Annotated in this window: 27 protein-coding genes; 12 read left to right on the forward strand and 15 right to left on the reverse strand. The window is 71.9% G+C overall.

All coding sequences use genetic code 11. From position 1 onward, the window contains the following. Positions 1–22 precede the first annotated feature (22 nt). The 3 genes from EBO35_RS10430 (at position 23) to EBO35_RS10440 (ending at position 3175) form a co-directional block, all read left to right on the forward strand. Positions 23–424 (forward strand): response regulator, encoded by a 402-nt coding sequence (locus EBO35_RS10430; protein ID WP_122817655.1) that lies wholly within the window; start codon positions 23–25, stop codon positions 422–424. A gap of 761 nt (positions 425–1185) precedes the next feature. Continuing rightward, a complete protein-coding gene (locus EBO35_RS20365) occupies positions 1186–1728 on the forward strand; it encodes a cytochrome P450 (protein WP_396954397.1) in 543 nt (180 codons plus the stop codon). 91 nt (positions 1729–1819) lie between these two features. Further along, positions 1820–3175, forward strand: coding sequence for a sensor histidine kinase (locus EBO35_RS10440; protein WP_164477914.1), 1356 nt, complete (start codon positions 1820–1822; stop codon positions 3173–3175). A 49-nt stretch (positions 3176–3224) separates the two neighbouring features. Here the strand turns inward: EBO35_RS10440 and EBO35_RS10445 are convergent, their stop codons facing one another. The 14 genes from EBO35_RS10445 to EBO35_RS10510 all read right to left on the reverse strand — a co-directional run bounded on the left by EBO35_RS10445 (position 3225) and on the right by EBO35_RS10510 (position 13399). Then, complete coding sequence (locus tag EBO35_RS10445; RefSeq protein ID WP_122817658.1) at positions 3225–4136, reverse strand: phosphotransferase; 912 nt, start codon at positions 4134–4136, stop codon at positions 3225–3227. A 10-nt stretch (positions 4137–4146) separates the two neighbouring features. Beyond that, on the reverse strand, positions 4147–4662 hold the full coding sequence (locus EBO35_RS10450; RefSeq protein WP_122817659.1) for a metallophosphoesterase family protein: 516 nt from the start codon (positions 4660–4662) through the stop codon (positions 4147–4149). Then, positions 4659–5291: an acVLRF1 family peptidyl-tRNA hydrolase gene (locus tag EBO35_RS10455; protein WP_206422533.1), complete on the reverse strand. Its 633-nt coding sequence runs from the start codon at positions 5289–5291 to the stop codon at positions 4659–4661. Before EBO35_RS10455 ends, EBO35_RS10450 begins: the two co-directional genes overlap by 4 nt. Further along, positions 5288–5809, reverse strand: a complete 522-nt coding sequence (locus EBO35_RS10460) for an ASCH domain-containing protein (protein WP_122817660.1) — start codon at positions 5807–5809, stop codon at positions 5288–5290. Before EBO35_RS10460 ends, EBO35_RS10455 begins: the two co-directional genes overlap by 4 nt. 7 nt (positions 5810–5816) lie before the next feature. Further along, the gene (locus tag EBO35_RS20000) at positions 5817–6176 is read right to left on the reverse strand and encodes a metal-sulfur cluster assembly factor (protein ID WP_263457659.1); all 360 of its coding nucleotides are present in this window, start codon (positions 6174–6176) and stop codon (positions 5817–5819) included. Positions 6177–6211: 35 nt separating this feature from the next. After that, complete coding sequence (sufU, locus tag EBO35_RS10470; protein WP_122817662.1) at positions 6212–6679, reverse strand: Fe-S cluster assembly sulfur transfer protein SufU; 468 nt, start codon at positions 6677–6679, stop codon at positions 6212–6214. Positions 6680–6686: 7 nt separating this feature from the next. Further along, positions 6687–7973: a cysteine desulfurase gene (locus tag EBO35_RS10475; protein WP_122817663.1), complete on the reverse strand. Its 1287-nt coding sequence runs from the start codon at positions 7971–7973 to the stop codon at positions 6687–6689. A gap of 2 nt (positions 7974–7975) precedes the next feature. After that, entirely contained in the window at positions 7976–8734 is a 759-nt protein-coding gene (gene sufC / locus EBO35_RS10480) for a Fe-S cluster assembly ATPase SufC (protein ID WP_122817664.1), read from the reverse strand. A gap of 64 nt (positions 8735–8798) precedes the next feature. After that, positions 8799–9146 carry a non-heme iron oxygenase ferredoxin subunit gene (locus tag EBO35_RS10485; RefSeq protein ID WP_206422534.1) on the reverse strand — a complete coding sequence of 116 codons (348 nt, stop codon included), beginning with the start codon at positions 9144–9146 and terminating at the stop codon, positions 8799–8801. Next, entirely contained in the window at positions 9146–9958 is an 813-nt protein-coding gene (locus tag EBO35_RS10490) for a SufB/SufD family protein (RefSeq protein WP_317983478.1), read from the reverse strand. Before EBO35_RS10490 ends, EBO35_RS10485 begins: the two co-directional genes overlap by 1 nt. A 458-nt stretch (positions 9959–10416) precedes the next feature. After that, entirely contained in the window at positions 10417–11835 is a 1419-nt protein-coding gene (gene sufB, locus EBO35_RS10495; protein ID WP_122817665.1) for a Fe-S cluster assembly protein SufB, read from the reverse strand. Then, on the reverse strand, positions 11832–12575 hold the full coding sequence (locus tag EBO35_RS10500) for a helix-turn-helix transcriptional regulator (RefSeq protein ID WP_122817666.1): 744 nt from the start codon (positions 12573–12575) through the stop codon (positions 11832–11834). The genes sufB and EBO35_RS10500 overlap by 4 nt, the downstream gene beginning before the upstream one ends. A gap of 58 nt (positions 12576–12633) precedes the next feature. Continuing rightward, positions 12634–13044, reverse strand: a complete 411-nt coding sequence (locus tag EBO35_RS10505; protein WP_122817667.1) for a hypothetical protein — start codon at positions 13042–13044, stop codon at positions 12634–12636. Further along, positions 13037–13399: a hypothetical protein gene (locus EBO35_RS10510; RefSeq protein ID WP_127480952.1), complete on the reverse strand. Its 363-nt coding sequence runs from the start codon at positions 13397–13399 to the stop codon at positions 13037–13039. The genes EBO35_RS10505 and EBO35_RS10510 overlap by 8 nt, the downstream gene beginning before the upstream one ends. Before the next feature lie 73 nt (positions 13400–13472). On the opposite strand from EBO35_RS10510, the gene EBO35_RS10515 reads away from it, so the two are divergent. Genes EBO35_RS10515 through EBO35_RS10525 form a run of 3 tightly spaced genes read left to right on the forward strand, consistent with a single transcriptional unit; the run spans position 13473 to position 16146 of the window. Then, a complete protein-coding gene (locus EBO35_RS10515) occupies positions 13473–14411 on the forward strand; it encodes an ABC transporter ATP-binding protein (protein ID WP_241153641.1) in 939 nt (312 codons plus the stop codon). Between the two features lie 23 nt (positions 14412–14434). Next, positions 14435–15199 carry an ABC transporter permease gene (locus EBO35_RS10520; protein WP_241153642.1) on the forward strand — a complete coding sequence of 255 codons (765 nt, stop codon included), beginning with the start codon at positions 14435–14437 and terminating at the stop codon, positions 15197–15199. 35 nt (positions 15200–15234) lie between these two features. Beyond that, positions 15235–16146 carry a COX15/CtaA family protein gene (locus tag EBO35_RS10525; RefSeq protein WP_241153643.1) on the forward strand — a complete coding sequence of 304 codons (912 nt, stop codon included), beginning with the start codon at positions 15235–15237 and terminating at the stop codon, positions 16144–16146. 351 nt (positions 16147–16497) lie between these two features. On the opposite strand, the gene EBO35_RS10530 is transcribed toward EBO35_RS10525, so the two are convergent. After that, a complete protein-coding gene (locus EBO35_RS10530) occupies positions 16498–17454 on the reverse strand; it encodes a heme o synthase (protein WP_122817669.1) in 957 nt (318 codons plus the stop codon). Positions 17455–17553: 99 nt separating this feature from the next. Here EBO35_RS10530 and tkt point away from each other — a divergent pair, with 99 nt between their 5' ends. From tkt to pgl, 6 genes are all read left to right on the forward strand, one after another. Further along, complete coding sequence (tkt, locus tag EBO35_RS10535) at positions 17554–19671, forward strand: transketolase (protein WP_122817670.1); 2118 nt, start codon at positions 17554–17556, stop codon at positions 19669–19671. 65 nt (positions 19672–19736) lie between these two features. Then, positions 19737–20843 carry a transaldolase gene (gene tal / locus EBO35_RS10540; RefSeq protein WP_122817671.1) on the forward strand — a complete coding sequence of 369 codons (1107 nt, stop codon included), beginning with the start codon at positions 19737–19739 and terminating at the stop codon, positions 20841–20843. Beyond that, the gene (locus EBO35_RS10545) at positions 20840–22489 is read left to right on the forward strand and encodes a glucose-6-phosphate isomerase (protein WP_122817672.1); all 1650 of its coding nucleotides are present in this window, start codon (positions 20840–20842) and stop codon (positions 22487–22489) included. Before tal ends, EBO35_RS10545 begins: the two co-directional genes overlap by 4 nt. Further along, on the forward strand, positions 22486–24009 hold the full coding sequence (gene zwf / locus EBO35_RS10550) for a glucose-6-phosphate dehydrogenase (RefSeq protein ID WP_122817673.1): 1524 nt from the start codon (positions 22486–22488) through the stop codon (positions 24007–24009). The genes EBO35_RS10545 and zwf overlap by 4 nt, the downstream gene beginning before the upstream one ends. Beyond that, positions 24006–24917 (forward strand): glucose-6-phosphate dehydrogenase assembly protein OpcA, encoded by a 912-nt coding sequence (locus EBO35_RS10555; RefSeq protein ID WP_241153644.1) that lies wholly within the window; start codon positions 24006–24008, stop codon positions 24915–24917. Before zwf ends, EBO35_RS10555 begins: the two co-directional genes overlap by 4 nt. Beyond that, positions 24914–25648 (forward strand): 6-phosphogluconolactonase, encoded by a 735-nt coding sequence (gene pgl / locus EBO35_RS10560; RefSeq protein ID WP_122817675.1) that lies wholly within the window; start codon positions 24914–24916, stop codon positions 25646–25648. Before EBO35_RS10555 ends, pgl begins: the two co-directional genes overlap by 4 nt. The last annotated feature ends 21 nt before the right edge of the window (positions 25649–25669 follow it).

Consider the following 25669-nt stretch of genomic DNA (forward strand, 5'->3'; position numbering starts at 1 on the left):
CGGACCCGATAGCGTTCCGCTCGTGACCAGCGACCACGCTCCCGAGACCACGAGCCTGCGCGTGCTCGTCGCTGACGACTTCGAGCCGGTCCGCACCCTCGCCGTGCGGATGCTGGCCAAGCTCGGCCATGAGGACGCCGACGAGGCGGAGGACGGCCAGCAAGCCGTCGACGCCCTGGCCGCGAAGAAGTACGACGTGCTCTTCCTCGACCTCTCCATGCCGCGGCTCACCGGGCAGGAGGTCGTGCGCTGGCTCAACGCCCACCCCGACCGCCGGGAGGGCCTGACCATCGTCGTCATCAGCGCCTCCGCCCACGAGGAGCGCCCGGTGCTCAACGAGCTCGGCGTGACCCATGTGCTGCCCAAGCCCTTCCGCCTGCAGCAGATCGCGGACGTGCTCGAGGGGATCCGCGCCACGTCCTGACGGGAGGACTGGACCTGTCGGCTAAACCTTCCCCGGCGGACTCGCCTGACAGTTAGATTGCGCAGGTCAGGGAGCACATCTAGGGAAGGAACCCCCATGCTGAAGAAGTTCATGGAGCGTCGTGCCGTCGCCCGTGCGGGCCGCGCCCTTAGCTCGTACTACGGCTGGGTCCCGGGCCCGCGGGTCTGAACGCGATCAACGAGCATCACGGCGCCGTGAGGGCCGATGATCCTCACGGCGCCGTCCTGCGAGCTGCCGGGTCCCCGACCCCGGTCAGCCTCGGGAACGGCGCAGTCCTGGTGACCACACTCGAAGACTCACGCCAGGTCCTGACGTCACCCACGGACTTCGCGGTTCCGTTTGATGTGAGCCGAAAGCGCGTCCGGCGGGGTGGCATATCTTCTCCAGGTTCGCAGAGGCCCACGGCCGTGCTCACCGCGCCTGCGGTGCGCAGGGGGCACACCGTGTTCGAATCAGAACTCGCGGCCACAACATCCGGCCTGTCGGGGGAGATCGACGCCCTCGTGCTCCTGCGTCGACCCGTCGCCCGTTCGACCGCTGCGGCGCTTCTGCCTCAGGTAGACGCCCGGACCCACAAAGCGGTCGGTGACCTCGTCCTCGCCTGGATTGACGCCCTCGGCCCGGTCATCTCCGCACCAAGTCCACCTCGACCATGGTCAAGGATTCGCCGCACCGAGCAACACGCGCATCGGCAACTGATCAACAAGCTCCGGGGCGCGCGTTGCGAAGACCCGGCTGCAGTGGCGACCGCTCTCGCGGCAGGCACCCAGGTACCGATCGCAGCCGGAGCCTGGTGCTTGGCCCTGCTGGGATCGCGTCCAGATCTGCATGCTGCTGTCGGTGACCCCCAATGGGCCACGGCGTTCGTCTGGGAGGTGCTGCGCCTCGTCCCGCCTACCTGGGTGCTGCCGCGGGTTTCGACGCGGCGCGTGAGGCTTGGGCGCTCGACGGTGGACCGTTACACACCGGTCCTCGTGAGTCCCGTCGCCCTCGGCCAACTTGCCGCTTCGGCGCCGGGACCCGAGCAGGGCGAGAGCGAGCTCGCGAAGCTGGACCCAGGCCGCTGGGTCTCGTCCACCCAGCGGCCTGGGGCTTGGCTCCCCTTCGGCGCCGGTCCCCACGCCTGCCCCGGGAAGAACCTCGGCATCGCGCAACTGACCACCACCGTGGCATGGGCCAGCACCGTCCCCCTGCGACCGTCCGGCTCGGTGGACGTCGACTCGACCAGGGGCTTGACCCCCAGTCCATCAACTTTCCATGTCCGTGCAGCCCCAGACGCCTAGGCTTCACGTCGATATGTCGGAGTTCGTACGCAGGTTCGCCGCTCTGCAGCCGTTGGACCCTAGCTCCGGGCCTTCCGCTGCGGCGGCGCAGTTGACGCAGACCATCTTGGTCGGCGATGGCGGAATCGCCGACGCCGTGGAGCAGGCGTCGCACCTGATGCAAAGCCATCCGGGAGTGGACGCCGTCACAGCCTCCCTCACGGTCGTCGCACCAGAATCCACCGCGGGATGGGTCAACCTCCGCGACCGAGTCTGGCTGCGGGAGTGGAACCGACCGGGTGTTGGATGCTCGGTAGTCCCGGCCGGCGGCGACGGGTCCCCGCGAGCGCTCACCTTGCCCTGGCTGTCCCCACTGGCACGGGTCGATGTCGTGACCGTGATCGACACGGAGCTGCTCCCACCCGAGGCGGAACAGGATCGTGTCGAACTGTTGGCCTGCGGAGTGCGCGCGTCGGCGACCCGAACGATCGCCAGGGAGGGGGTTCTCTATGGGAGCCTGGCCATCGCCCGCGAGACCCCCGGGGAGTGGGATCGCACGGTCATCGCAGACCTAAGGCTTCTCACTTCGGCGCTTGCCTCGCGATTGGCTGAGGTCCGGGCGCGAACCTCACTCGCCGATGCCATCGAGCGTGGCGACCAAGCCCGAGACGCTCAAACCCATTTCTTCGCCGCGGTCGGGCACGAGCTCCGCACGCCGATCGCAGCGATCCTAGGATCCGCCGAGATCATGGCCGCAGACGCGCACGAGTTCGCGGAAGGCGCGGGCTCCGTCGATGCCAGCACGTTCGCCCGAACCGTCCAGTCCGACGCCTCCGTCGTGATCAGCGCCGGCGAGCAACTACTCGCCATCGTGGAGGAGTTGCTCAGCACAGGGCAGGAACTCGGTGCACGGACCGAACGCGGACCGGTGGCCATCGAGAGCGCAGTCGGTGACGTTCTGCATTGGCTCCGCACCACTGCCAGGACCGCGGATGTCAACCTGGGATCCCACGTGCCCGATGGCCTACACGCCAGCACTACGCCGTCAGCCCTCCGCCAGATCCTCACCAACCTCGTGGGGAACGCCATCGCCTACCACCGGCCGGGCGGAAGCGTGCACGTCAGCGCCTCCCGCGCGATCGACGAGTTCGGGGATCCGCGGATCCGGATCCGGGTCCAGGACGACGGCCCCGGTCTCACCACCAAGCAGCAGCGTGAGGTGTTCAAGCCGTTCGTCCGGTTCGCGGATCCGGAGATCAAGGGGACCGGCCTGGGGCTCCCGCTCTCGCGCACGCTCGCCGAGCGCGACGGCGGGCTGATGGGGGTGGAGTCGGTGCCGGGCGAGGGCTCGTCGTTCTGGGTCGACCTGCCGGCCGCACCGGCGGCGGAGGCACCGTCGGCGGAGGCTGCGGCTGAGGCGGACCCGGACGATCGGCTGGCGGGCTCCGGGCAGCACTCCCCGGCCTGAGCGAGCGGGGGGCTCGGCCACCAGCCAGGGCGGCGAGGGTCACGAGAATTCACGACTGGTGGCCGAGCAGCTCCTCCATCGCCGGGAACTGGCGTTGCAGCGCCCGCAGGTGCGGCGCCACCGCGGGGTGGCGGAACTTCCCCGCCAGGGCGCCCTCTCCCCCGGCCACCCGGGCCAGCGCCCACTCGGCCCGGTTCAGGACGGTGAGGACGGCGGTCACCCGGGCGCCCAGCGCGGCCTCCGCCGCAGTGCCGACCCCGTCGGGCAGGCCGAGCAGATAGGCCTCCAGCAGCGGCTCGAACTCCTCGCGGGCGGTGAGCATGAAGTAGCCCAGGTCCGCGCCGACCGGCCCCCGGCCGAGCGTCCCCCAGTCCACGGCCAGGACGTCGTTCCCGAGCCGCCCGGGCAGGTTGCCGGGCACGGGGTCGCCGTGCTGCGTGACCTGGGTGATCGCGTCCAGGTCCGCCAGCAGGGACTCGCGCCGGTCCCACAGGTGGGCCGCCACGTCCGCCACCGGCGTCCGGGCCAGGGTCCGCCAGCCGCCGTTGCGCTCCACCCGCCGCATCCGGTCCCGCAGCTGGTCGCGGGCCAGCCACCGGACCCCGCCGAGGTCCGCGGCCGCGAACCGACCGAGCCCGTGCGCGCAGAACAGCCCACTGTTGGCGGCGTCCTCGACCCACTCCTGGGTGATCGTGATGCCCTCGCCGTCCTCCTCGACGGCCGCGGGAAGGGCGCGCAGGCCGGGCGTGCGCTCCACCAGGGCCGCGGTGAGGACGTCGGCGCCGCGGCGCCAGTAGGCGAAGTGGGCCGGGTCGCTGAGCACCGCCGGGTCCTGCGGGCCGGGCGCGACGAGCCGCTTCACGACGACCGGCTGGTCCCCCAGGACCGTGCGCCACACCCCGAGGGTGGACGTGCCGGTGCCACCGGGGAGCGGATGCCAGCCAGGCTCGGGCTGCCACATGCGACGGACGCTAGCGGAAGACCCGCTCCAACGGGTGGAGGACGACGTCGAGCAGCTCGCCGTCGCGCGCCGTCGCCGTCAGGTAGGTGCCGTACGGCTGCCGCCGCCGATCGGTGGGCGAGCCGGGGTTGAGCAGCCGCAGCCCGGTCCCCGTGGTCGAGTCCCAGGGGATGTGGCTGTGCCCGAAGACCAGCACGTCCACGTCCGGGTACGCCGCGGCGCAGCGCGCCTCGCGGCCGCGGGCGTCACCGGTCTCGTGGACCACTGCCAGCCGCACCCCGCCGATCTCGACGCGCGCCACCTCGGGCAGCCGGGCCCGCAACGCCGGGCCGTCGTTGTTCCCGTAGCACCCGACGAGTCGGCGGCTGCGCGCCTCCAGGGCGTCGAGCAGCGACACGTCGACCCAGTCCCCGGCATGCAGCACCACGTCGGCACGGTCGACCTCCGCCCACAGGTCGACCGGGAGGTCCCGGGCCCGCTTCGGCACGTGGGTGTCGGCCATGACCAGCAGGCGGACCCCGCTCATGCGCCGACCTCGGCGTTGACCACGTCGACCCGGACGGCGCACGCCGCGTGGGCGGCCTCCTCCAGGACGGCGCGGCGCGGGTCCGGGACGGGCAGCCAGGGCTCGGCGACCTCGAGGCTGCGCAGCCGGGGGTCGGCGAGCACCTCCTCGACCGCGCCCCGGTCGCCGCCGGTCACCACCGGGCCGGCGAGGCCGGACAGGATGCGGGCGGCGTGCTCGGCGGCCGCCTCGTAGGCCTGGCGAGCCTGGTTGTCGCGCCGGCGGGCGAAGCGCTGCTGGCTCTGGCCGCCGGCCTTGGTACGGCCTTGGACGTGCCGCTGTCCCACCTTGCTCGCGACAAAGGCTGGACCGGCGAGCCGGGCGACCGCGAACCCGCCCTTGCGCACCAGCAGCAGCCCCCAGTCCGCCGGCGCGACCACCGCCGCGCCGAACGACGCGGCGTCCGGCGGGCCGGCGTACTGCTCCGCGAACGGCAGCCGGGCGGTGAAGGTCGAGCCGTCCTCGGCGGCGCCGCGGAGGGCACCGGAGTCGACGACCAGCGCCGTCGGGCCGTGCCGGTCCCGGAAGTTCGACACCCAGCGCGACCAGCGCTCGGCCGGCACCAGGACCGGGCGCGGGGCGGCGGTCACCGTCGTGGCGGCTTGGGGTGCAGGACGCGGAACCGCTCCAGCACGACCGGCAGGTCCGCCCGGAAACCCCGGCCGTGCGGGTCGTGGTCGCGGAAGAACGCCTCGTGCCGCTCCCGCCAGGTGGCGAGGGTCCGGTCGCCCTCGCCTTCGGCGTAGGCGTGCTCCTCGTCCACCTCGTCGAACGCGACGACCGTGACCTCGGTCGTGGTGACGAGCGCGCGCGGGTGGCCGCCCCCGTCCAGGACGATGCCGAGCGTGCCCGGCTCGGGCAGCGGCACGCCCTCGGCGGCGTAGTCGTCCGCGGCGCTCGCAGTCGCGGTCTTCGTGCCGGCCGCCACGAGGTCGGCGAGCTCGTCCGCCTGCTCCGGCGTGGCCCCGAAGGACCACGCCGGCGGCGGCAGCGAGACCAGGCCCGAGGGCCCGAAGTACGCCGGCAGCCGCTCCAGCCTCGCCTGCCTGCGGGCGAGCACCCAGAAGGCCTCGACCTCCGCCGAGACGGCGGTCGGCTCGTCGATCATCGCAGGCTCAGACGTTGAAGCCGAGGGCCCGCAGCTGCTCGCGACCGTCCGGGGTGATCTTGTCCGGGCCCCACGGCGGCATCCAGACCCAGTTGATGGCGACGTCGTTGACGAGGCCCTCCAGGGCACCGTTGGTCTGGTCCTGGATCACGTCGGTCAGCGGGCACGCGGCCGAGGTCAGGGTCATGTCGATGACCGCGTTGGCGGACTCGTCGACGTGCACGCCGTAGACGAGACCGAGGTCGACGACGTTGATGCCGAGCTCGGGGTCGACGACGTCCTTCATCGCCTCGGTGACGTCCTCGATGCTGACCGACGGCGAGGCCGACGAGCTGGCCGACGCGGACGCCGCGGGGACCTCCGGCAGGTCACCGTGGTCGACCTCGGTGTGTGTGAGTGGTCTCAGACATTGCTCTCCTCGGTGACTTGGGCCGTGGCGTCCTTCCAGGCCATCCATGACAGTAGTGCGCACTTCACGCGCGCCGGGAACTTCGCGACGCCGGCGAACGCGATGCCGTCCTCCAGGACGTCCTCGTCCGGCTCGACGGTGCCCTTGCCCTGCATCAGGGTCAGGAAGCTCTGGTGGATCTCGAGCGCCTGCGCGACCGGCTTGCCGATCACGAGGTCGGCCAGCACGGAGGCCGACGCCTGGGAGATCGAGCAGCCGACCGAGTCGTAGGACAGGTCCTCGACGACGGGGCCGTCGGCCCCCTCGGCGACCTGCACCCGCAGCGTGATCTCGTCACCGCAGGTCGGGTTCACGTGGTGCACCTCGGCGCCGTACGGCTCGCGCAGGCCCTTGTGGTGCGGGTTCTTGTAGTGGTCCAGGATGATCTCCTGGTAGAGGGGAGTCCAGCTCCGGGTTCGCAGTCATCGCTCAGGCCAACTTGAAGTAGGAGCGGGTGTATTCCAGGCCGTCGACCAGCGCGTCGATCTCCGCCGGCGTCGTGTAGAGGTACGACGACATGCGCGTCGAGCTCTGCACCCCGAAACGGGCGTGGGCGGGCTTGGCACAGTGGTGGCCGGCGCGGACCGCGATCCCGCGCGAGTCCAGCACCTGGGCGATGTCGTGCGGGTGCACGCCCTCGATCTCGAAGGAGATCGCTCCGCCGCGCTGGCTGGCGTCGAGCGGCCCGAGGACCGTGAGGCCGGGGATGGTCGCGAGCCCCTCCAGCGCGTAGCCGGTGAGCGCCTGCTCGTGGGCGTGGATGGCGTCCATGCCGATGTCGGAGAGGTACGCCAGCGCGGCACCGAGGCCTACAGCCTCGACGATCGGCGGGGTGCCAGCCTCGAACTTGTGCGGGATCCCGGCGTACGTCGAGCGCTCCATGCGGACGGTCTCGATCATCTCGCCGCCGCCGTGGAACGGCGGCAGCTGCTCCAGGACCGCGCGGCGGCCCCACAGGACGCCGATCCCGGTCGGCCCGACGACCTTGTGGCCGGTGAACGCGATCAGGTCGGCACCCGAGGCGACGACGTCGACCGGCAGCTGCGGCGCGGCCTGGGAGGCGTCGACCACGACGATCGCGCCCACCTCGTGGGCGCGACGCGCGATCTCGGCCACCGGGTTGATCGTGCCGAGCATGTTCGACACCCAGGTCAGCGAGACGACCTTGGTGCGCTCGTTGATCAGCTCGTCGATGTTCGACGTGTCGAGCCGGCCGTCGTCGGTGAGCCCGAACCAGCGCAGCGTCGCGCCCTTGCGCTCGGTGAGCAGCTGCCAGGGCACGATGTTGGAGTGGTGCTCCATCTCGGTGATGACGACCTCGTCGCCGGCACCGACCGCGAGGTCGCCGGTCGCCCAGGCAAGTGTGTTCGCGACCAGGTTCAGCGCCTCGGTGGCGTTCTTGGTGAAGATCACCTCGTCGCGGCTCGGTGCGTTGAGGAACCCCGCCACCACGTCGCGGGCGTGCTCGAAGGCCTCGGAGGACTCGGCGCCGAGCTGGTGCATCGCCCGGGCGACATTCGCGTTGTGCCGCTCGAGGTGGTCGACCATCGCGTCGATCACGCACTGCGGCTTCTGCGAAGTGTTCGCGCTGTCGAGGTAGACCAGCGGCTGCCCGCCCGCGAGCTCGCGCTCGAGGATCGGGAAGTCCTTGCGGATCACCTCCAGCTCGGGCAGGAGGCCGGGAAGCCCCCCGCCGGCCGAGTCCGTCGAGGCCATGATCAGACCCCGGCCTTGAGGTACTTGTCGTAGCCCTCGGCCTCGAGCTGGTCGGCGAGCTCGGGCCCGCCCTGCTCGGCGACCCGGCCGTTGACGAAGACGTGCACGCGGTCGGGCTTGATGTAGCGCAGGATCCGCGTGTAGTGCGTGATCAGCAGGACGCCCTTGCCCTCCTGCTCCCGGAAGCGGTTGACGCCCTCGGAGACGATCTTCAGCGCGTCGATGTCGAGGCCGGAGTCGGTCTCGTCGAGGATCGCGACCTTCGGGTCGAGCAGCTCGAGCTGCGCGATCTCGTGGCGCTTCTTCTCGCCGCCGGAGAAGCCCTCGTTGACCGAGCGGGTGCCGAACGTCGGGTCCAGGTTGAGCCGCTCGAGGACGCCGTTGACGTCCTTGACCCAGGTGCGCAGCTTCGGGGCCTCGCCGTCGATCGCGGTCTTGGCGGTCCGCAGGAAGTTCGACACCGAGACACCCGGCACCTCGACGGGGTACTGCATCGCCAGGAACAGCCCGGCGCGGGCCCGCTCGTCGACCGACATGGCCAGCACGTCGTCGCCGTCGAGGGTCACCGAGCCGCCGGTGACGGTGTACTTCGGGTGGCCCGCGATCGAGTAGGCGAGCGTCGACTTGCCCGAGCCGTTGGGCCCCATGATCGCGTGGGTCTCGCCACCGCCGATGGTCAGCGTGACGCCCTTGAGGATCTCCTTGGGGCCGTCCTCGGTGTCGACCGTGACGTGCAGGTCCTTGATCTCCAGCGTGCTCATCGTATGAATCTCTTCCTCGTTGCGAAGTGGTGCGACGTGTGTGGGATGGGTGCGTGGGCGGACGTCAGTCCGGCTGCACGCCGTTCAGAGTCGTGGTGACGTCGACGTACACGGCGGGGCCGTCGTCCTCGGCGCGGATCTCCACCGGGAAGGTGGCGACCGGGTCGACCGCGGGCGGGCCCGTCGGCTTGCCGGTGCGCAGGTCGAAGCGGGAGCCGTGCAGCCAGCACTCGATCTGGCAGTCGGCGACCTCGCCCTCGCTGAGCGGGACCGCGGCGTGGGTGCACAGGTCCTGCACCGCGAACGCCTCGTCACCGTCGCGCGCGATGGCCACGTCGATGCCGCCGACGGTGACCGCGAAGCCCTCGTCGTCCGGCACCTCGGCCAGCCCGCAGGCGCGCTCGAAGGACATCAGGCGAGCTCCCCGACGGGCGGGTCCTCGCGCAGCACGTTCTTGGCGAGCTCGGCCTCGACCGTCTGGAGCAGGTGCTCCTCGATCGAGGGCACCCCGACGCGACGGATCAGGTCGTTGAAGAACCCGTGCACCACCAGGCGCCGGGCCTCCTTCTCCGAGACCCCGCGCGAGCGCAGGTAGAACAGCTGCTCGTCGTCGAACCGGGCGGTGGCCGAGGCGTGCCCGGCACCCTCGATCTCGCCGGTCTCGATCTCCAGGTTCGGCACCGAGTCGGCCTGACCGCCCTCGGTGAGCACCAGGTTGCGGTTCTCCTCGTAGGTCTCGATGCCCTCGGCGACCTTGCGGATCAGCACGTTCCCGATCCACACGGTGTGGGCGCCGTTGCCCTGCAGCGCGCCCTTGTAGAGCACGTTGCTCTTGGTCTTCGGCGCGTTGTGGTCGACGAAGAGCCGGTGCTCGAGGTGCTGGCCGGCATCGGCGAAGTACAGACCCAGCAGCTCGGCCGACCCGCCGGGGCCGGCGTACTCGACGTTGGCGTGCATGCGCACGACGTCGCCGCCGAAGGAGATCGCGGTGTGCTTGACGCTGGCGTCGCGGCCCACCCGGATCGAGTCGCGGCCCAGGTGCACCGCGTCGTCGTCCCAGTCCTGGACCGACAGGATGTTGACGTTGGCGCCGTCGCCGACCAGGAACGACTGGATGGCGCTGGTAGCGCGCCGAGCCGGTGTGCAGCAGCACGATGGTGACGTCGGCGTGGGCGCCGATCCGGAAGACCTGCCGGCCCCAGACCAGGTCGTCGACCGAGGCACCGGAGAGCCGGACCACCAGGGGCTCGGCGGCCACCAGGTCCGCGGGGACGTCGACCAGCGTGACCCGTCCCGCGTTGGCGGCGGCCAGCGCGGCCGGCCGCTCGTTGGGCGCCAGCTCACCGAGGTCGCGCGCCTGCTCGGCGCTGATGGTCGAGATGGCCACGCCATCGGGCAGGGTGGTCTCCGCAGCCAGGGACGCCTGCGACGGCTCGCCGTCGAGCATCCCCAGCAGTCGCTTGAGCGGGGTGAACCGCCACACCTCCTCGCGCCCCGTCGGCACCGGGTGCGCGGCGAGGTCGTAGGAGGCGGGCGGGTTCAGGTGGGAGACCACCTGGTCCTGCTCGAGGGAGGACGCCACGCTCTCGCGGGCGGCATCGGTCACGGTCACTGCTGGGTCTCTTTCTGTTCCTGCGTGGATACGGACAGCGGGGCGACGCCGGTGGCGCGCCCGGGCGGGGTCAGCCGACCGCGCCCTCCATCTGCAGCTCGATGAGGCGGTTGAGCTCGAGGGCGTACTCCATCGGCAGCTCCTTGGCGATCGGCTCGACGAAGCCGCGCACGATCATCGCCATGGCCTCGTCCTCCTCCATGCCCCGCGACATCAGGTAGAAGAGCTGGTCGTCGGAGACCTTCGAGACGCTCGCCTCGTGGCCCATCGACACGTCGTCCTCGCGGATGTCGACGTACGGGTAGGTGTCGGAGCGGCTGATCTGGTCGACCAGGAGCGCGTCGCACAGCACGTTGGACTTCGAGCCGTGGGCGCCCTCGTTGACCTGGATCAGGCCGCGGTACGACGTCCGGCCACCGCCGCGGGCGACGGACTTGCTCAGGATCGAGCTGGAGGTGTGCGGCGCGGCGTGCACCATCTTGGCGCCGGCGTCCTGGTGCTGGCCCTCCCCGGCGAACGCGATCGAGAGCGTCTCGCCCTTGGCGTGCTCGCCCATCAGGTAGACGGCCGGGTACTTCATCGTCACCTTGGAGCCGATGTTGCCGTCGACCCACTCCATGGTCGCGCCGGCCTCGCAGACCGCGCGCTTGGTGACGAGGTTGTAGACGTTGTTCGACCAGTTCTGGATCGTCGTGTAGCGCACCCGGGCGCCCTTCTTCACGATGATCTCGACGACCGCGGAGTGCAGCGAGTCGCTGGAGTAGATCGGCGCCGTGCAGCCCTCGACGTAGTGCACGTAGGAGTCCTCGTCGGCGATGATCAGCGTCCGCTCGAACTGGCCCATGTTCTCGGTGTTGATCCGGAAGTAGGCCTGCAGCGGGATGTCGACGTGGACGCCCTTGGGCACGTAGATGAAGGAGCCGCCCGACCAGACCGAGGTGTTCAGCGCGGCGAACTTGTTGTCGCCGACCGGGATCACCGTGCCGAAGTACTCCTGGAAGAGCTCCGGGTGCTCCTTGAGCGCGGTGTCGGTGTCGAGGAACAGCACGCCCTGGGCCTCGAGGTCCTCGCGGATCGAGTGGTAGACGACCTCGGACTCGTACTGGGCCGCGACGCCGGAGACCAGGCGCTGCTTCTCCGCCTCGGGGATGCCGAGCTTGTCGTAGGTGTTCTTGATGTCGGCGGGCAGGTCGTCCCAGGTGGCCGCCTGCTTCTCCGAGGAGCGCACGAAGTACTTGATGTTGTCGAAGTCGATCCCGCCGAGGTCGGAGCCCCAGGTCGGCATCGGCTTGCGGTGGAAGAGCTTGAGGCCCTTCAGGCGCAGGTCGAGCATCCACTGCGGCTCGGACTTCTTCGCGGAGATGTCGCGGACGACGTCCTCGTTGAGGCCGCGCTTCGCGGTGGCGCCGGCGGTGTCCGGGTCGGCCCAGCCGAACTCGTAGCGCCCGATCCCCTTGAGCTCGGGGTTGAGTTCTTCGATGGAGGTCATGAGGTGACCCGCTCCTTCTCGTTCGTATGGCTGGTGGACTGCTGGCCGACGGGCCGAGGGCTCGCGCCCTGACCCGGGATGCAGGTGGTGCAGACCCCGTCGCCGTGGGCGATCGTGGCCAGTCGCTGGACGTGGGTGCCGAGGACGCGGCTGATCGCCTCGGTCTCGGCCTCGCACAGCTGGGGGAACTCGTGGGCCACGTGGGCGACCGGGCAGTGCTGCTGGCACAGCTGCTCCCCCACGCTCTGCCCGTTGATGGGCAGCAGCTCACGGACGCCGGCGACGTACCCGGCGGCGGTGAAGACGCGGGCCAGCACCTGCGCGGGGCTCAGCGACGGCTCCGCACGGCGGACGTCGTCGAACCTCTCCTCGATGAACGCCACCCGGCGGCGGGAGAATTCCCGCACGGCGTCCTCGCCACCCGTCTCGGACAGGTACCGCAGCGCCTGCACGGCCAGGTCGTCGTAGGCCTGGTCGAAGCGGTCCCTCCCGGTCTCGGTCAGCGCGAAGACCTTGGCCGGCCGGCCGCGGCCGCGGGCACCGCGGACGGTGGGCTCGCGGGCCTCGACGGCGCCGTCCTCGACCAGCTGGTCGAGGTGACGGCGGACGGCGGCGGGGGTGAGCTCGAGCCGCTCGGCGAGGGCCGCCGCGGTCGAGGGACCGTGGTCGAGGATGGACCGCGCCACGCGCTGGCGCGTGGGCTGGTCGTCCGCCTTCGGACGCGCCCTCTCGAATTCCACAACACCAGTGTGCCGTTAATGGTTGGAACCGTTCAAGGAAGGCAAGCCTTACCCGCTCTCACGCGTCGGGGCCCGCCGACCGGCGCGGTGAGGTGTGGCGCAGCCAGGCCAGTCCCGCGAACGGCAGCACCAGTGGCAGGAACCCGTAGCCCTGGCCGAAGTGCGACCACACGGTGCGATCCGGGAACAGGTCGGTCGCCACATAGCTGAGCGTGCCGACGGTGAGCACCCCGAGCGCCTCCACCGTGCAGGCCGCCACCGCCACCAGCCAGGCCCGGCGCCCGCCGAGCAGCAGGCACGTGGTGGCCACCAGGTAGACGACGGCCGCGAGCAGCGAGAGCGAGTACGCCAGCGGCGCGCGCCCGGCGTCGAGGCCGAGCTGGACCAGGGAGCGGCCCGTCGAGGCGACCGCGAAGACGGCGTACACGGCGACGAGCACGCGACCCCAGCCGGACGAGAGCTCACGCACCGCCGCTCCACAGTGAGTGCAGCCGCACCTCGAGCGCGACCACGGTGAGCAGCGCCACGAGCAGCACAGCCGTCCCGGCACGGGTGCGCTCGGCCAGCGACCAGAAGGCCCCGATCGGCAGCACCAGCACGATCGAGATCAAGTAGCTCACGAACGTGACGCCCGGGACCTCGCGCTCGGTGCCGCCCAGGGCCACGAGGCCGACCACCATCTGCACCAGCAGCGCGAGCTCGGCCAGCGCCAGCACCGCGAAGGTGGGGTCCCCCGCGGTCCGGTCCCGGATCAGGAGCACGATCACGGACCCGGCGGCCACCGCGGTCAGCGCCAGCACCACAGCCATGATCCAACCGTTCACGGCCGCAACCCTAGGCCCCGCCTCGGGGTGGCCCCTCGGCAGCCACGTGCGCACCGGTCCCTAGACTGTCGACGTGCCCGACGACGATCCCGCTGTGGCCGTCGACGGACTGGTGATGAGGTACGGCGACAAGGTCGCGGTCGACGACTTGTCCCTGACCGTCGCGCGTCACACCATCACCGCGGTCCTCGGCCCGAACGGGGCCGGCAAGACCACGACCCTCGAGACCTGCGAGGGCTACCGGCGACCGCGGTCCGGCTCCGTGCGGGTGCTCGGCCTGGACCCGGTGCGCCAGCGCCGCGAGCTGCTGCCGCGCATCGGCGTGATGCTGCAGGACGGCGGCGCGTGGAGCGGCGTGCGCGCCATGGAGATGCTGCGCCACATCGCACGCCTGCACGCCCACCCCCTCGACCCGAACCTGCTCGCCGACCGGCTCGGACTCGACGAGTGCGGCCGCACGCCGTACCGCCGCCTCTCCGGGGGCCAGCAGCAGCGCGTCGGGCTGGCCATGGCCCTGGTCGGGCGGCCCGAGGTCGTCTTCGTCGACGAGCCGACCGCGGGCGTGGACCCGCAGATGCGGCGCACGATCTGGGACCTCCTCGGCGAGCTGCGCGACGACGGCGTCACGGTCGTGCTCACCACCCACTACATGGACGAGGCCGAGCGGCTGGCCGACCAGATCCACATCATCGACCACGGTCGGCTGATCGCCTCCGGCACGCCGCTGGAGTTGACCCGCGGCGGCTCGCGGGCCACCATCCGGCTCGTCGTCACCCGCCCGTTCCCGCCCGGTGCCCCGGCCTCGCTGCGGCGCGCGCTCGGCGAGGAGATCGAGGTGGTCCAGCTCGACGAGCTGAGCCTGGTCGTCACCGGCCCCGCCGACGCATCGACCCTGGCGCGGGTCTCGCGCTGGTGCGAGGAGAACGCCGTGCTGCCCGAGTCCCTCTCGCTGGGAGTCCGCAACCTCGAGGACGTCTTCCTCCAGCTCACCGGTCGGGAGCTGGCCCCGTGACCCCGTCGACCGGCGGTGCTGGCGTGTTCACCCCCCGCCCCGGAGCCGCGCCGTTCGGGCGGATGGTGCTGGCACAGGCCTCGATGGAGGCCCGGCTGATGCTCCGCAACGGCGAGCAGCTGCTGCTCGCCGTGGTGATCCCGGTCCTGGTCCTCGTCGGCGCCGTCACCGGTGCCGACCGGATCGGGCTGGAGTTCGATGACCCGGCCGTCGACGTGCTGACCCCGGGCGTGCTGGCGCTGGCGGTGATGTCGACCGGCTTCACGGCGCTCGCCATCGCGACCGGGTTCGAGCGTCGCTACGGCGTGATCAAGCGCCTCGGCTCCTCGCCGCTGCCGCGCTCCGGCCTGCTGGCCGGCAAGGTGCTGGCCCTGCTGCTGGTCGAGGCCCTCCAGCTCGTGGTGATCTGCGCCGTGGCGCTGCTGCTCGGCTGGTCCCCGACCGGCGGTGTGGTCGCGGTGCTCGGCGTCGTGCTGGCCGTGGTGCTCGGAACTGCCGCGTTCGCCTCGCTCGGGCTGCTGCTCGCCGGCGCCCTGCGGGCCGAGGCGACCCTGGCCGCCGCCAACCTCGTCTACCTGCTGCTGATGGCGGCGGGCGCCGTCGTGCTGCCCGCCTCGGCGTACGGCAGGTTCGGTGATGTCGTCCAGTGGCTCCCCTCCGGAGCCCTGGGCGGCGCGATGCGGGACGCCCTGCTGGACGGCACCGTCGCCGGCGTCTCGCTGCTGGTGCTGCTCGGCTGGACGGTCATCGGGACCGTCCTGACGGCGAAGACCTTCTCGTGGGAGTGAGTGGACAGGTGAACGAGCGCGTCGAGGATCGGGCCGTGCGCACGCTGCGGTGGACGGACCTGAGCGGGTGGGTCCGGCCGCTGGGCTGGGCCTCGCTGATCGCGAACATGGTCCTGGTGGTCACCGGCGCCGTCGTACGGCTGACCGGATCGGGGCTCGGCTGCCCGACCTGGCCGCGCTGCACCGACGCGTCGTACACCCCGCACGGCGAGTACGGCATCCACGGCGTGATCGAGTTCGGCAACCGGATGCTCACCTTCGCGCTCGCCGCGGTCGCGATCCTCACCTTCATCGCCGCCTGGCAGACCGCCCGGCGCGAGCTGTGGCGCCTCGCGCTGCTGATGGGCCTCGGCGTGCCCGCCCAGGCCGTGATCGGTGGCATCACAGTCCTCACCGACCTGAACCCGTGGATCGTCTCGCTGCACCTGCTCTGCTCGCTCGCCATCGTCTGCCTCTCGGTCCGCTTCCTACAGCTGGTGGACCGGGGCGGCCTCCCCGTCACCGCCACCGGGCCGGTGGTCGGGCTCGCCTGGACGATGTTCGTGGCCGGCTGGGCGGTGCTCTACATCGGCACAGTCGTCACCGGCTCGGGCCCGCACGCCGGCGACGCCGACTCCCCCCGCAACGGCCTCGACCCGGCCCAGATGAGCCAGCTGCACGCCGACGCGGTCTTCTTGTTCATCGGCCTGACGATCGGGCTGCTCTTCGCCGTGCACGCCTGGGGTCCCGGGCGCTCGGCGCGCCGGGCCGTCGTGACCCTGCTCGCGATCCAGATCGGTCAGGGCGCGATCGGCTTCGTGCAGTACTTCACCGACCTGCCTGTCGTGCTGGTCGCCTTCCACATGCTCGGCGCCGCCCTCACGGCCGCCGCCGTCACCTGGGCGCTGCTGAGCGTCCGCCACCCGCGCGAGCTCGACCGCCCGGTCGCCCCGGTCGCCGTCGACTGATCGGCTCCGGGCGCCTGCGGGAGCTCCGGGCGCCTGCGGGAGCTCCGTGCGCCTGCGGGAGCTCCGTGCGCCTGCGGGTGAACGGGCGCCGTCGGGTGAGCGGTGAGCCTGCCACGGTTTCGGGCCGGCAAACGGTGGCTGGCTCACCGCTGGGTCCGGGCCGGCCGAACCATCAGGCCTGGCGGTGAGTGACCCACCGTCCTGGCCTCGCGAACCGTGGCAGGCTCACCGCTGCGGTCGATTCAGCCAAGCAGACGGTGGCAGGCTCACCGCTCGTCTGCTCCCCTGCTCGCCCGCGCGATCGCTGCCCCGGGCCGGCCCCAGAAGGACCGCGCGGACCCCGAGAGTGGCTCAGAGACCCAGGACCGGGTCGAGCGCGACGGCGACGAAGAGCAGCGTCAGGTAGAGGTTCGAGGAGTGGAAGAGCTCCATCGGGCGGATCGCGGCGAGATCGTCGCTGACCTTGGTCCGGCCCCACATGCGGTGGGCCTGGACGAGGAACACCGCGCCGAGGACCGCCGCGATCACCGGATAGACCAGGCTGGTGTCGGCCACCGGCCACAGCAGCAGCGAGGTGGCGACCATGACCCAGCTGTAGAGCACGATCTGGCGCCCGACCTCCCGCGCCGGCGCGACGACCGGCAGCATCGGGACGTCGACGTTCGCGTAGTCCTCGCGGTAGCGCAGCGCCAGCGCCCAGGTGTGCGGCGGAGTCCAGAAGAACACCACCATGAACAGCACCACCGGAACCCACGAGAGCTCGCCGGTCACCGCCGTCCAGCCGATCAGGGCCGGGAAGCAGCCGGCGAGGCCACCCCAGACGATGTTCTGGGTGGTGCGCCGCTTGAGCAGCATCGTGTAGCCGAAGACGTAGAACGCGTTGGCCCCGAGGGACAGGGCCGCCGAGAGCGGGTTCACCCAGGCCAGCAGGATCGCGGTGGACGCGATCGCGAGCGCGAACCCGAAGACCAGCGCGGCGCGGGCCGAGACGATGTGGCGGGGCAGCGCGCGACGCCGGGTGCGGCGCATCTGCTCGTCGATGTCGCGGTCGTAGACGCAGTTGAACACCGACGCCGAGCCCGCCGAGAACGCCCCGCCGACGACAGTTGCCGCAACCAGCCCCAGGGGAGGGATCCCGCGCTCGGCGAAGAACATCACCGGCACGGTGGTGAGCAGGAGCAGCTCGATCACCCGCGGCTTGGTCAGGCCGACGTAGGCAGCCACGACGTCGCGGAACGACGCCCTCGAGGTCGCTCCGTCAGAGTCCTGCCGCTCGGCGGCAGCGGCCGACTGGCCGACGTGGGTCACAGGTGTCCTCGGGGAGTTTCGGAAGCTCGTAGCGGGTGTGAGTCTATCCCGTGGAGTGAGTAGGCTCGGTATCGCCGTCACCCCGCTGAGAGGAACCCCGTGAGCACTTCCCCCGCCCTGGACTGGACCGATCTCGACGCCAAGGCGGTGGACACGGCCCGCGTGCTGGCGATGGATGCCGTCCAGAAGGTCGGCAACGGCCATCCGGGCACCGCGATGAGCCTGGCGCCGGCGGCGTACCTGCTGTTCCAGAAGGTGATGCGGCACGACCCGGCCGACCCGAGCTGGATCGCGCGGGACCGGTTCGTGCTGTCCTGCGGGCACTCGTCCATCACCCTGTACACCCAGCTCTACCTGGGCGGTTTCGGGCTGGAGCTGGAGGACCTCAAGGCGCTGCGCACGTGGGGCTCCAAGACGCCCGGCCACCCCGAGCTCGGCCACACCGCGGGGGTGGAGGTCACCACGGGCCCGCTCGGCCAGGGCGTCGCCAACGCCGTGGGCATGGCCATGTCCGGGCGCCGCATCCACGGCATCCTCGACCCGGAGGCGAAGGACGGCGAGAGCCTCTTCGACCACCACGTCTACGTCCTGTGCTCCGACGGCGACCTCCAGGAGGGCGTGAGCGGCGAGGCCTCCTCCATCGCCGGGACCCAGGAGCTGGGCAACCTCACCGTCATCTACGACCGCAACCGGATCTCGATCGAGGGCGACACCGACATCGCCTTCACCGAGGACGTCGCGGCGCGCTACGAGGCCTACGGCTGGCACGTGCAGACCGTCGACTGGACCAACGGAGGCACCGACTACCGCGAGGACGTCCCGGCGCTGTACGACGCGATCACGGCCGCCCGCGAGGTCACCGACCAGCCGTCGCTGATCGTTCTCGACACGATCATCGCCTGGCCCGCCCCCAACGCCCAGGGCACCGGCGCCTCCCACGGCAGCGCGCTGGGCGCCGACGAGGTCGCGGCGACCAAGGAGATCCTCGGGTGGGACCCCGCCCGGAACTTCGAGGTGCCGCCCGAGGTCCTGGAGCACACCCGGGCGCTGCGCGACCGGGGCTCGGAGTGGGGCGCCGCCTGGGACAAGCAGTACGCCACCTGGTCGGAGGCGAACCCGGAGCGGGCCGAGCTCCTACACCGGCTGAAGGCCCGGACCATGCCCGAGGGGCTGGCCGAGGCGCTGCCGGTCTTCGACGCCGATGCCAAGGGCGTCGCGACCCGGTCCGCCTCCGGCAAGGTCATCAACGCGCTCGCGCCCCTGCTGCCCGAGCTGTGGGGCGGGTCCGCCGACCTGGCCGGCTCCAACAACACCACGATCAAGGACGTCCCGTCGTTCGCTCCCGCGAGCCGGACCACCGATCAGTGGACCGCCGACCCGTTCCAGGGCCGAGTGCTGCACTTCGGCATCCGCGAGCACGGCATGGGCGCGATCATGAACGGCATCGCGGCCGACACGATCACCCGCGTCTTCGGCGGCACCTTCCTCACGTTCTCCGACTACATGCGCGGCGCGGTCCGGGTGGCGGCGCTGAGCAAGCTGCCGGTCACCTACGTGTGGACCCACGACTCGATCGGCCTCGGGGAGGACGGCCCGACCCACCAGCCGATCGAGCACCTGGCCGCGCTGCGGGCGATGCCCGGCCTCGACGTCGTGCGTCCCGCCGACGCCAACGAGACCGCCGCCGCCTGGCTGGCCATCCTCAACCACACCGATCGCCCGGCCGCCCTGGCGCTGACCCGCCAGAACGTGCCGGTCTTCCCGCGCGGGAAGGACGCCGAGACCGGAGAGGAGTGGGCCGGCACCGACGACGTCGCCAAGGGCGGCTACGTCCTCCTCGACGCCGAGGGCGGCACCCCGGACGTGGTCCTGATGGCCACCGGCTCCGAGGTGCAGCTGGCCGTGGAGGCGCGCAAGCTCCTCGCTGCCGACGGCATCTCCGCCCGCGTGGTCTCGATGCCCTGCCTCGAGTGGTTCGAGGCCCAGACCATCGCCTACCGCGAGACGGTCATCCCCCCGACGGTCAAGGCGCGGGTCTCGGTCGAGGCCGGCGTCAAGCAGGGCTGGCGCGAGTACGTCGGCGACCACGGCCGCATGATCTCCATCGAGCAGTTCGGCCAGTCGGCCGACTACGCCCGCATCTACACCGAGTACGGCATCACCGCGCAGGCGGTGGCCGACGCCGCTCGCGACAGCATCCGGGTGTCCACCGACTGACGCGCGCGGACTACGCGCGGGTCGCGACGGGTACCCCACACCCAGCACCACACCCAGGAGGAACCATGAGTGACCGCTTGAAGGCACTGGCCGACGCCGGCGTCTCGATCTGGCTCGACGACCTCTCACGGGAGCGGATCGAGACCGGCAACCTCGCCGAGCTGGTGACCGACCGGTCGGTGGTCGGGGTGACGACGAACCCGACGATCTTCGCCAGCGCCATCGCCAACGGCGAGCGGTACGACGAGCAGGTCCGCAAGCTGGTCGCCTCCGGAGCCGACGTCACCAAGGTCGTCTTCGAGCTGACCACCGAGGACGTGCGCAACGCCTGCGACGTGCTCGCCCCGGTCGCGGAGCGCACCGCCCACGACGGCCGCGTCTCGATCGAGGTGGAACCGGACCTCGCGAACGACACCGAGGGCACCATCGCCTCGGCCCGCGCCCTGTGGGCGGCGGTGGAGCGCCCGAACGCGCTGATCAAGATCCCCGCGACCAGCGAGGGCCTTCCGGCGATCACGACCGCGATCGCCGAGGGGATCAGCGTCAACGTGACGCTGATCTTCAGCGAGGAGCGCTACCGGGCCGTCCTGGATGCCTACCTCACCGGTCTGGAGCAGGCCCGCGAGGCCGGCCGTGACCTGTCCACGATCCGCTCGGTCGCGTCGTTCTTCGTCTCGCGGGTCGACACCGAGGTCGACAAGCGTCTCGAGGAGGTCGGCACCGACGAGGCGCTGGCGCTGCGCGGCAAGGCCGCGGTCGCCAACGCGCTGCTCGCCTACGGCGCCTTCGAGGAGGTCACGGCCTCCGACCGGTGGCGTTCGCTGGCCGAGGCCGGCGCCCACCCGCAGCGGCCGCTGTGGGCCTCGACCGGCGTCAAGAACCCCGACTACTCCGACACGATGTACGTCACCGAGCTGGTGGTCCCCGGGACCGTCAACACGATGCCGGAGAAGACGCTGGAGGCGTTCGCCGACCACGGTGAGGTGCACGGCGACGTCGTGACCGGCCGGGCGGCCGAGGGCCGTGCGATCCTGGACCGGATCAACGAGGTCGGTGTCGACTTCGACGACGCGTTGCTGGTCCTCGAGACCGACGGCGTGGACAAGTTCAAGAAGTCCTGGGTCGAGCTCGTCGAGACCGTCCAGGGCCAGATGGACCAAGCCACCGCATGACCGACACCGGCGGGGGCACGGGCTCCGGGGGCGGTTTCGCGCTCACCTTCGGCTGTCCTGACGAGTCGGCGTACGCCGCGATCCTGGACCGCCTGGTCGGCGATCGCGTCGCCAGCCGGATCGCGGCCCGCGACGCCACGGTGTGGGGCCCGGAAGCGGCGGACGAGGCGGCCAAGCGGCTGGCCTGGGTCGATCTGCCCGCGGCGTCGCGTGACCTGGTCAGCGACGTCGCGGCCCTCGAGGTCGAGATGCGCTCGCGCGGCCTGGTCCGCGTCGTCCTGTGCGGCATGGGCGGCTCCTCGCTGGCTCCGGAGGTCATCTGCGCCGCCGCGGGCGTTCGGCTCGACGTGCTGGACTCCTCCGACCCCGACTTCGTGCGCCGCGCGCTCGAGGACCGGCTGGAGGAGACAGTGGTCGTGGTCTCGTCCAAGTCCGGCGGCACCGTGGAGACCGACAGCCAGCGCCGCGCCTTCGAGAAGGCGTTCACCGACGCCGGCATCAACCCGGCGGAGCGGATCGTCGTCGTCACCGATCCCGGGTCCCCGCTGGAGCAGCTGGGCCGGGAGGCCGGCTACCGGGTCTTCCTGGCCGACCCCGAGGTCGGCGGCCGCTACTCCGCGCTCACCGCCTTCGGCCTGGTCCCGAGCGGCCTCGCCGGCGCCGACATCGCCGGGCTGCTGGCCGCGGCGCAGGCACTGCGCCCCGCGCTCGAGGCGGACTCGGCGGACAACCCCGGGCTGCGGCTCGGCGCCCTGCTCGGAGCCGCCAACCTCGCCGGCGTCGACAAGCTCGTCCTGGCCGACGCGGGCTCGGCGTACCCCGGCCTGGGGGACTGGGCCGAGCAGCTGGTGGCGGAGTCCACCGGCAAGGACGGCAAGGGCATCCTCCCCGTCGTCGTCGACGGCCCGGACTCCCCCAACCTGACCCCGAGCACGCCCGACGAGGTACTGGTCACCTACGGTCCCGGCGACCTGCTCGGGGAGCGCGTGCGCCCGGCCTCGGGCTGGTGGGCCTCGGTGGAGGCGGACCTGGGCGGTCAGCTCCTGCTCTGGGAGTACGCCACCGCCGTGGCCGGCGCCGTGCTCGGCATCAACCCCTTCGACCAGCCCGACGTCGAGAGCGCCAAGGCCGCCGCCCGCGAGCTCCTCGACGGAGGCGGCGAGAGCCCCAAGCCGGCGTTCGTGGACGGTCCGGTGACCGTCTACGACGTGGGCGGCTGGCTCCCCGACGGGGTCAGCACCGTCCCGGACGCGGTGGCAGCCCTGCTCGCGCGGCTCGACGAGGAACGCGGCTACGTCGCCGTCCAGGCCTACCTGGACCGGCACCGGGACGCCGGGCTCGCGGACGTGCGCGACCTGCTCGCGCAGCGCACCGGGCGCCCGGTCACGTTCGGCTGGGGGCCCCGCTTCCTGCACTCGACCGGGCAGTACCACAAGGGCGGCCCCGCGACCGGGGTCTACCTGCAGGTCACCGGCCAGCCCGAGGCTGACCTCGCGGTGCCCGACCGACCCTTCACGTTCCACGAGTTCCTGACCGCCCAGGCGGTCGGTGACGGCCAGGTGCTCGCCGACCACGGACGGCCCGTGCTGCGCCTGCACGTCAGCTCCCCGGCCGATCTCGCCGTCGTCCGCGACGCGCTGCGATGAGCTGGACGAACCCGCTCCGGGACCCAGCCGACCGGCGGCTCCCCCGCGTCGCGGGCCCGTGCGGGCTGGTGCTCTTCGGCGTCACCGGCGACCTGTCGCGCAAGAAGCTGATGCCGGCGGTGTACGACCTCGCCAACCGGGGTCTGCTCCCGCCCGGCTTCAGCCTGGTCGGGTTCGCCCGGCGCGACTGGGCCGACCAGGACTTCGCCCAGATCGTGCACGACTCGGTCAAGGAGCACGCCCGCACCGAGTTCCGCGAGGAGGTCTGGCAACAGCTGCTCGAGGGCATCCGGTTCGTACCCGGCAACTTCGACGACCCCGCGGCGTTCGAGACCCTGCGGCGCACGATCGAGGAGCTCGACGAGAGCCGGGGCACCGACGGCAACCACGCGTTCTACCTGGCGATCCCGCCCGGGTTCTTCGGGGACGTCGTCACCCAGCTCGAGCGGCACGGCTTGGCGGAGGCCAAGGAGGGCTCCTGGCGCCGAGTCGTGGTGGAGAAGCCGTTCGGCCACGACCTCGCCTCCGCCCGCGAGCTCGACGAGGTCCTGGCGGGGGTGTTCAGCGAGGACTCCGTCTTCCGCATCGACCACTACCTCGGCAAGGAGACGGTCCAGAGCATCCTGGCGATCCGGTTCGCCAACGCGATGTTCGAGCCGCTGTGGAACGCCAACTACGTCGACCACGTACAGATCACGATGGCCGAGGACGTCGGGATCGGCGGCCGGGCCGGCTACTACGACGGCATCGGCGCCGCCCGCGACGTCATCCAGAACCACCTCCTCCAGCTGATGGCGCTGGTCGCGATGGAGGAGCCGACCGCGTTCGACGCCCACAGCCTGCGCCAGGAGAAGCAGAAGCTGCTCTCCTCGATCGTGCTGCCGCGCCGACTGGACCTCACCACCGCCCGCGGCCAGTACGCCGCCGGGTGGGCCGGCGGCGAGAAGGTGGCCGGCTTCCTGGAGGAGGAGGGCATCCGGCGTACCTCCCGGACCGAGACGTTCGCGGCCATCACGCTGCACGTGGCGAACCGGCGCTGGGCCGGCGTCCCGTTCTACCTGCGCACCGGCAAGCGGCTCGGTCGGCGGGTCACCGAGGTCGCCGTCGTGCTCAAGCGGGCCCCGCACCAGCCGTTCAGCGCGGCCTCCACCGAGGAACTGGGACAGAACGCGATCGTGATCCGGGTCCAGCCCGACGAGGGCATGACCGTGCGCTTCGGGTCCAAGGTGCCCGGGACCGCGATGGAGATCCGCGACGTGAACATGGACTTCGTCTACGGCGGCTCGTTCACCGAGACCTCCCCGGAGGCCTACGAGCGGCTCATCCTCGACGTGCTGCTCGGTGAGCCGCCGCTGTTCCCGCGCAGCGAGGAGGTCGAGCTGTCCTGGCAGATCCTCGACCCGGTCCTTGCCGCCTGGGAGCGCAAGGGCAAGCCGGAGCCGTACCCCGCTGGCACCTGGGGTCCCGAGTCTGCCGAGAAGATGCTGGCCCGCGACGGCCGCACCTGGAGGCGGCCATGAGCATGATCGAGCTCACCGACACCAACTCCGCCGGGATCGCCGCGGAGTTCGTGCGCGCCAGGCGCCGGGCGGGCAGCCCCGCGATGGGGATGGTGATGACGCTGGTCATCGTGGTCCCGGACGAGGACGCGGAGCACGCCATGGCCGCGGCCCGACAGGCCTCGCACGAGCACCCCGCGCGGGTGCTCGGCGTGGTCCTCGGCGACGGCCGCGGGCACGGCTCCATCCACGCCCAGGTCCGCACCGGCTCGGGCGCGACCGGAGAGACCGCCCTGATCCGGCTCACCGGCGAGGTGACCAAGCATCCCGCGTCCGTGGTGCTCCCCCTGCTGCTCCCCGACTCCCCCGTGGTCGTCTGGTGGCCCACCGACGCACCGGCCGATCCCGCGGCCGATCCGCTCGGTGCCCTCGCCCAGCGGCGCATCACCGACGCTGCGGCCGCGACCAGCGGGCGCAGCCGCGCCCTGCACGGCCAGTGCGCGCGCTACGTCCCCGGCAACACCGACCTCGCCTGGACCCGCACCACGCCCTGGCGTGCGCTGCTCGCCTCCACCCTGGACCAGCAGGCCCGGCGGATCACCGCCGCCGAGGTCGAGGCCGAGAAGGTCAGCCCGAGCGCCGACCTGCTCGCGGCCTGGCTGGCCGACCGGCTCAAGGTGCCCGTCGAGCGCCGCGTCTCCGACGGTCCCGGCATCACCGAGGCCGTGATGGTGACTCGGGACGGTCCGATCCGCATCGCCCGCCCCGACGGGCGGCTGGCGACCCTGTCCTCCCCCGGCGCACCCGACCGGCCGGTCGCGCTCAAGCGCCGCGAGCTCCCCGAGCTGCTGGCCGAGGAGCTGCGCCGCCTCGACGAGGACGAGGTGTACGCCGCGACCGCCCGCCGTCTCGCGAAGGAGAAGCCGTGACCGCTCCGCTCATCGAGGTCCACGAGGACGCCGACGCCCTCGCCACCGCGGTCGCCGGCGAGCTGCTCGCCCGGCTGGCCGCCGCCCAGGCCGACGGCCGGACCCCCCAGATCGCGCTCACCGGCGGCACCGTCTCCCGCGTCGTGCACCGCGAGGTCGCCCGCCTCTCCGCGGGCTCGACGGTGGACTGGTCCCGGGTGGTGGTCTGGTGGGGCGACGAGCGGTTCGTCGCCGCGGACGACCCGGAGCGCAACTGCGCCCAGGCGCGGGAGGACTTCCTGGACGCCGTCGGCGCCGCCCCGGACCGGGTCTTCGAGGTCCCGTCGACCGCCGACACCGACTCGGTCGACGCGGCGGCCGCGGCGTACGACGCACTGCTCCGCGAGCACGGCGCCGCCGAGCTCGAGGTGGTGATGCTCGGCCTCGGCCCCGACGCCCACGTGGCGTCGCTGTTCCCGGGCCATCCCGCTCTGGACGCCGCGCCCGACCGGCTCGCTGTCGCCGTCCGTGAGTCTCCCAAGCCCCCGCCGGAGCGGGTCAGCCTGACCTTCGAGGCCCTGAACCGCGCCCGGGCAGTGTGGTTCCTGGTCAGCGGCGACGGCAAGGCCGACGCCGTCGCCCGCGTCCTCGCCGAGCCTGCTCCCCCGCGCGAGGACGCACCCGCGGCCGGCGTCCACGGCCGCGAGGTGACCACCTGGTTCCTGGACCGCCCCGCCGCCGCCCGCCTCTGACTCCCCGTCTTTGCCGACCCG

It is taken from the genome of Nocardioides pantholopis, from assembly GCF_003710085.1.
Taxonomy (GTDB): Bacteria; Actinomycetota; Actinomycetes; order Propionibacteriales; family Nocardioidaceae; genus Nocardioides; species Nocardioides pantholopis.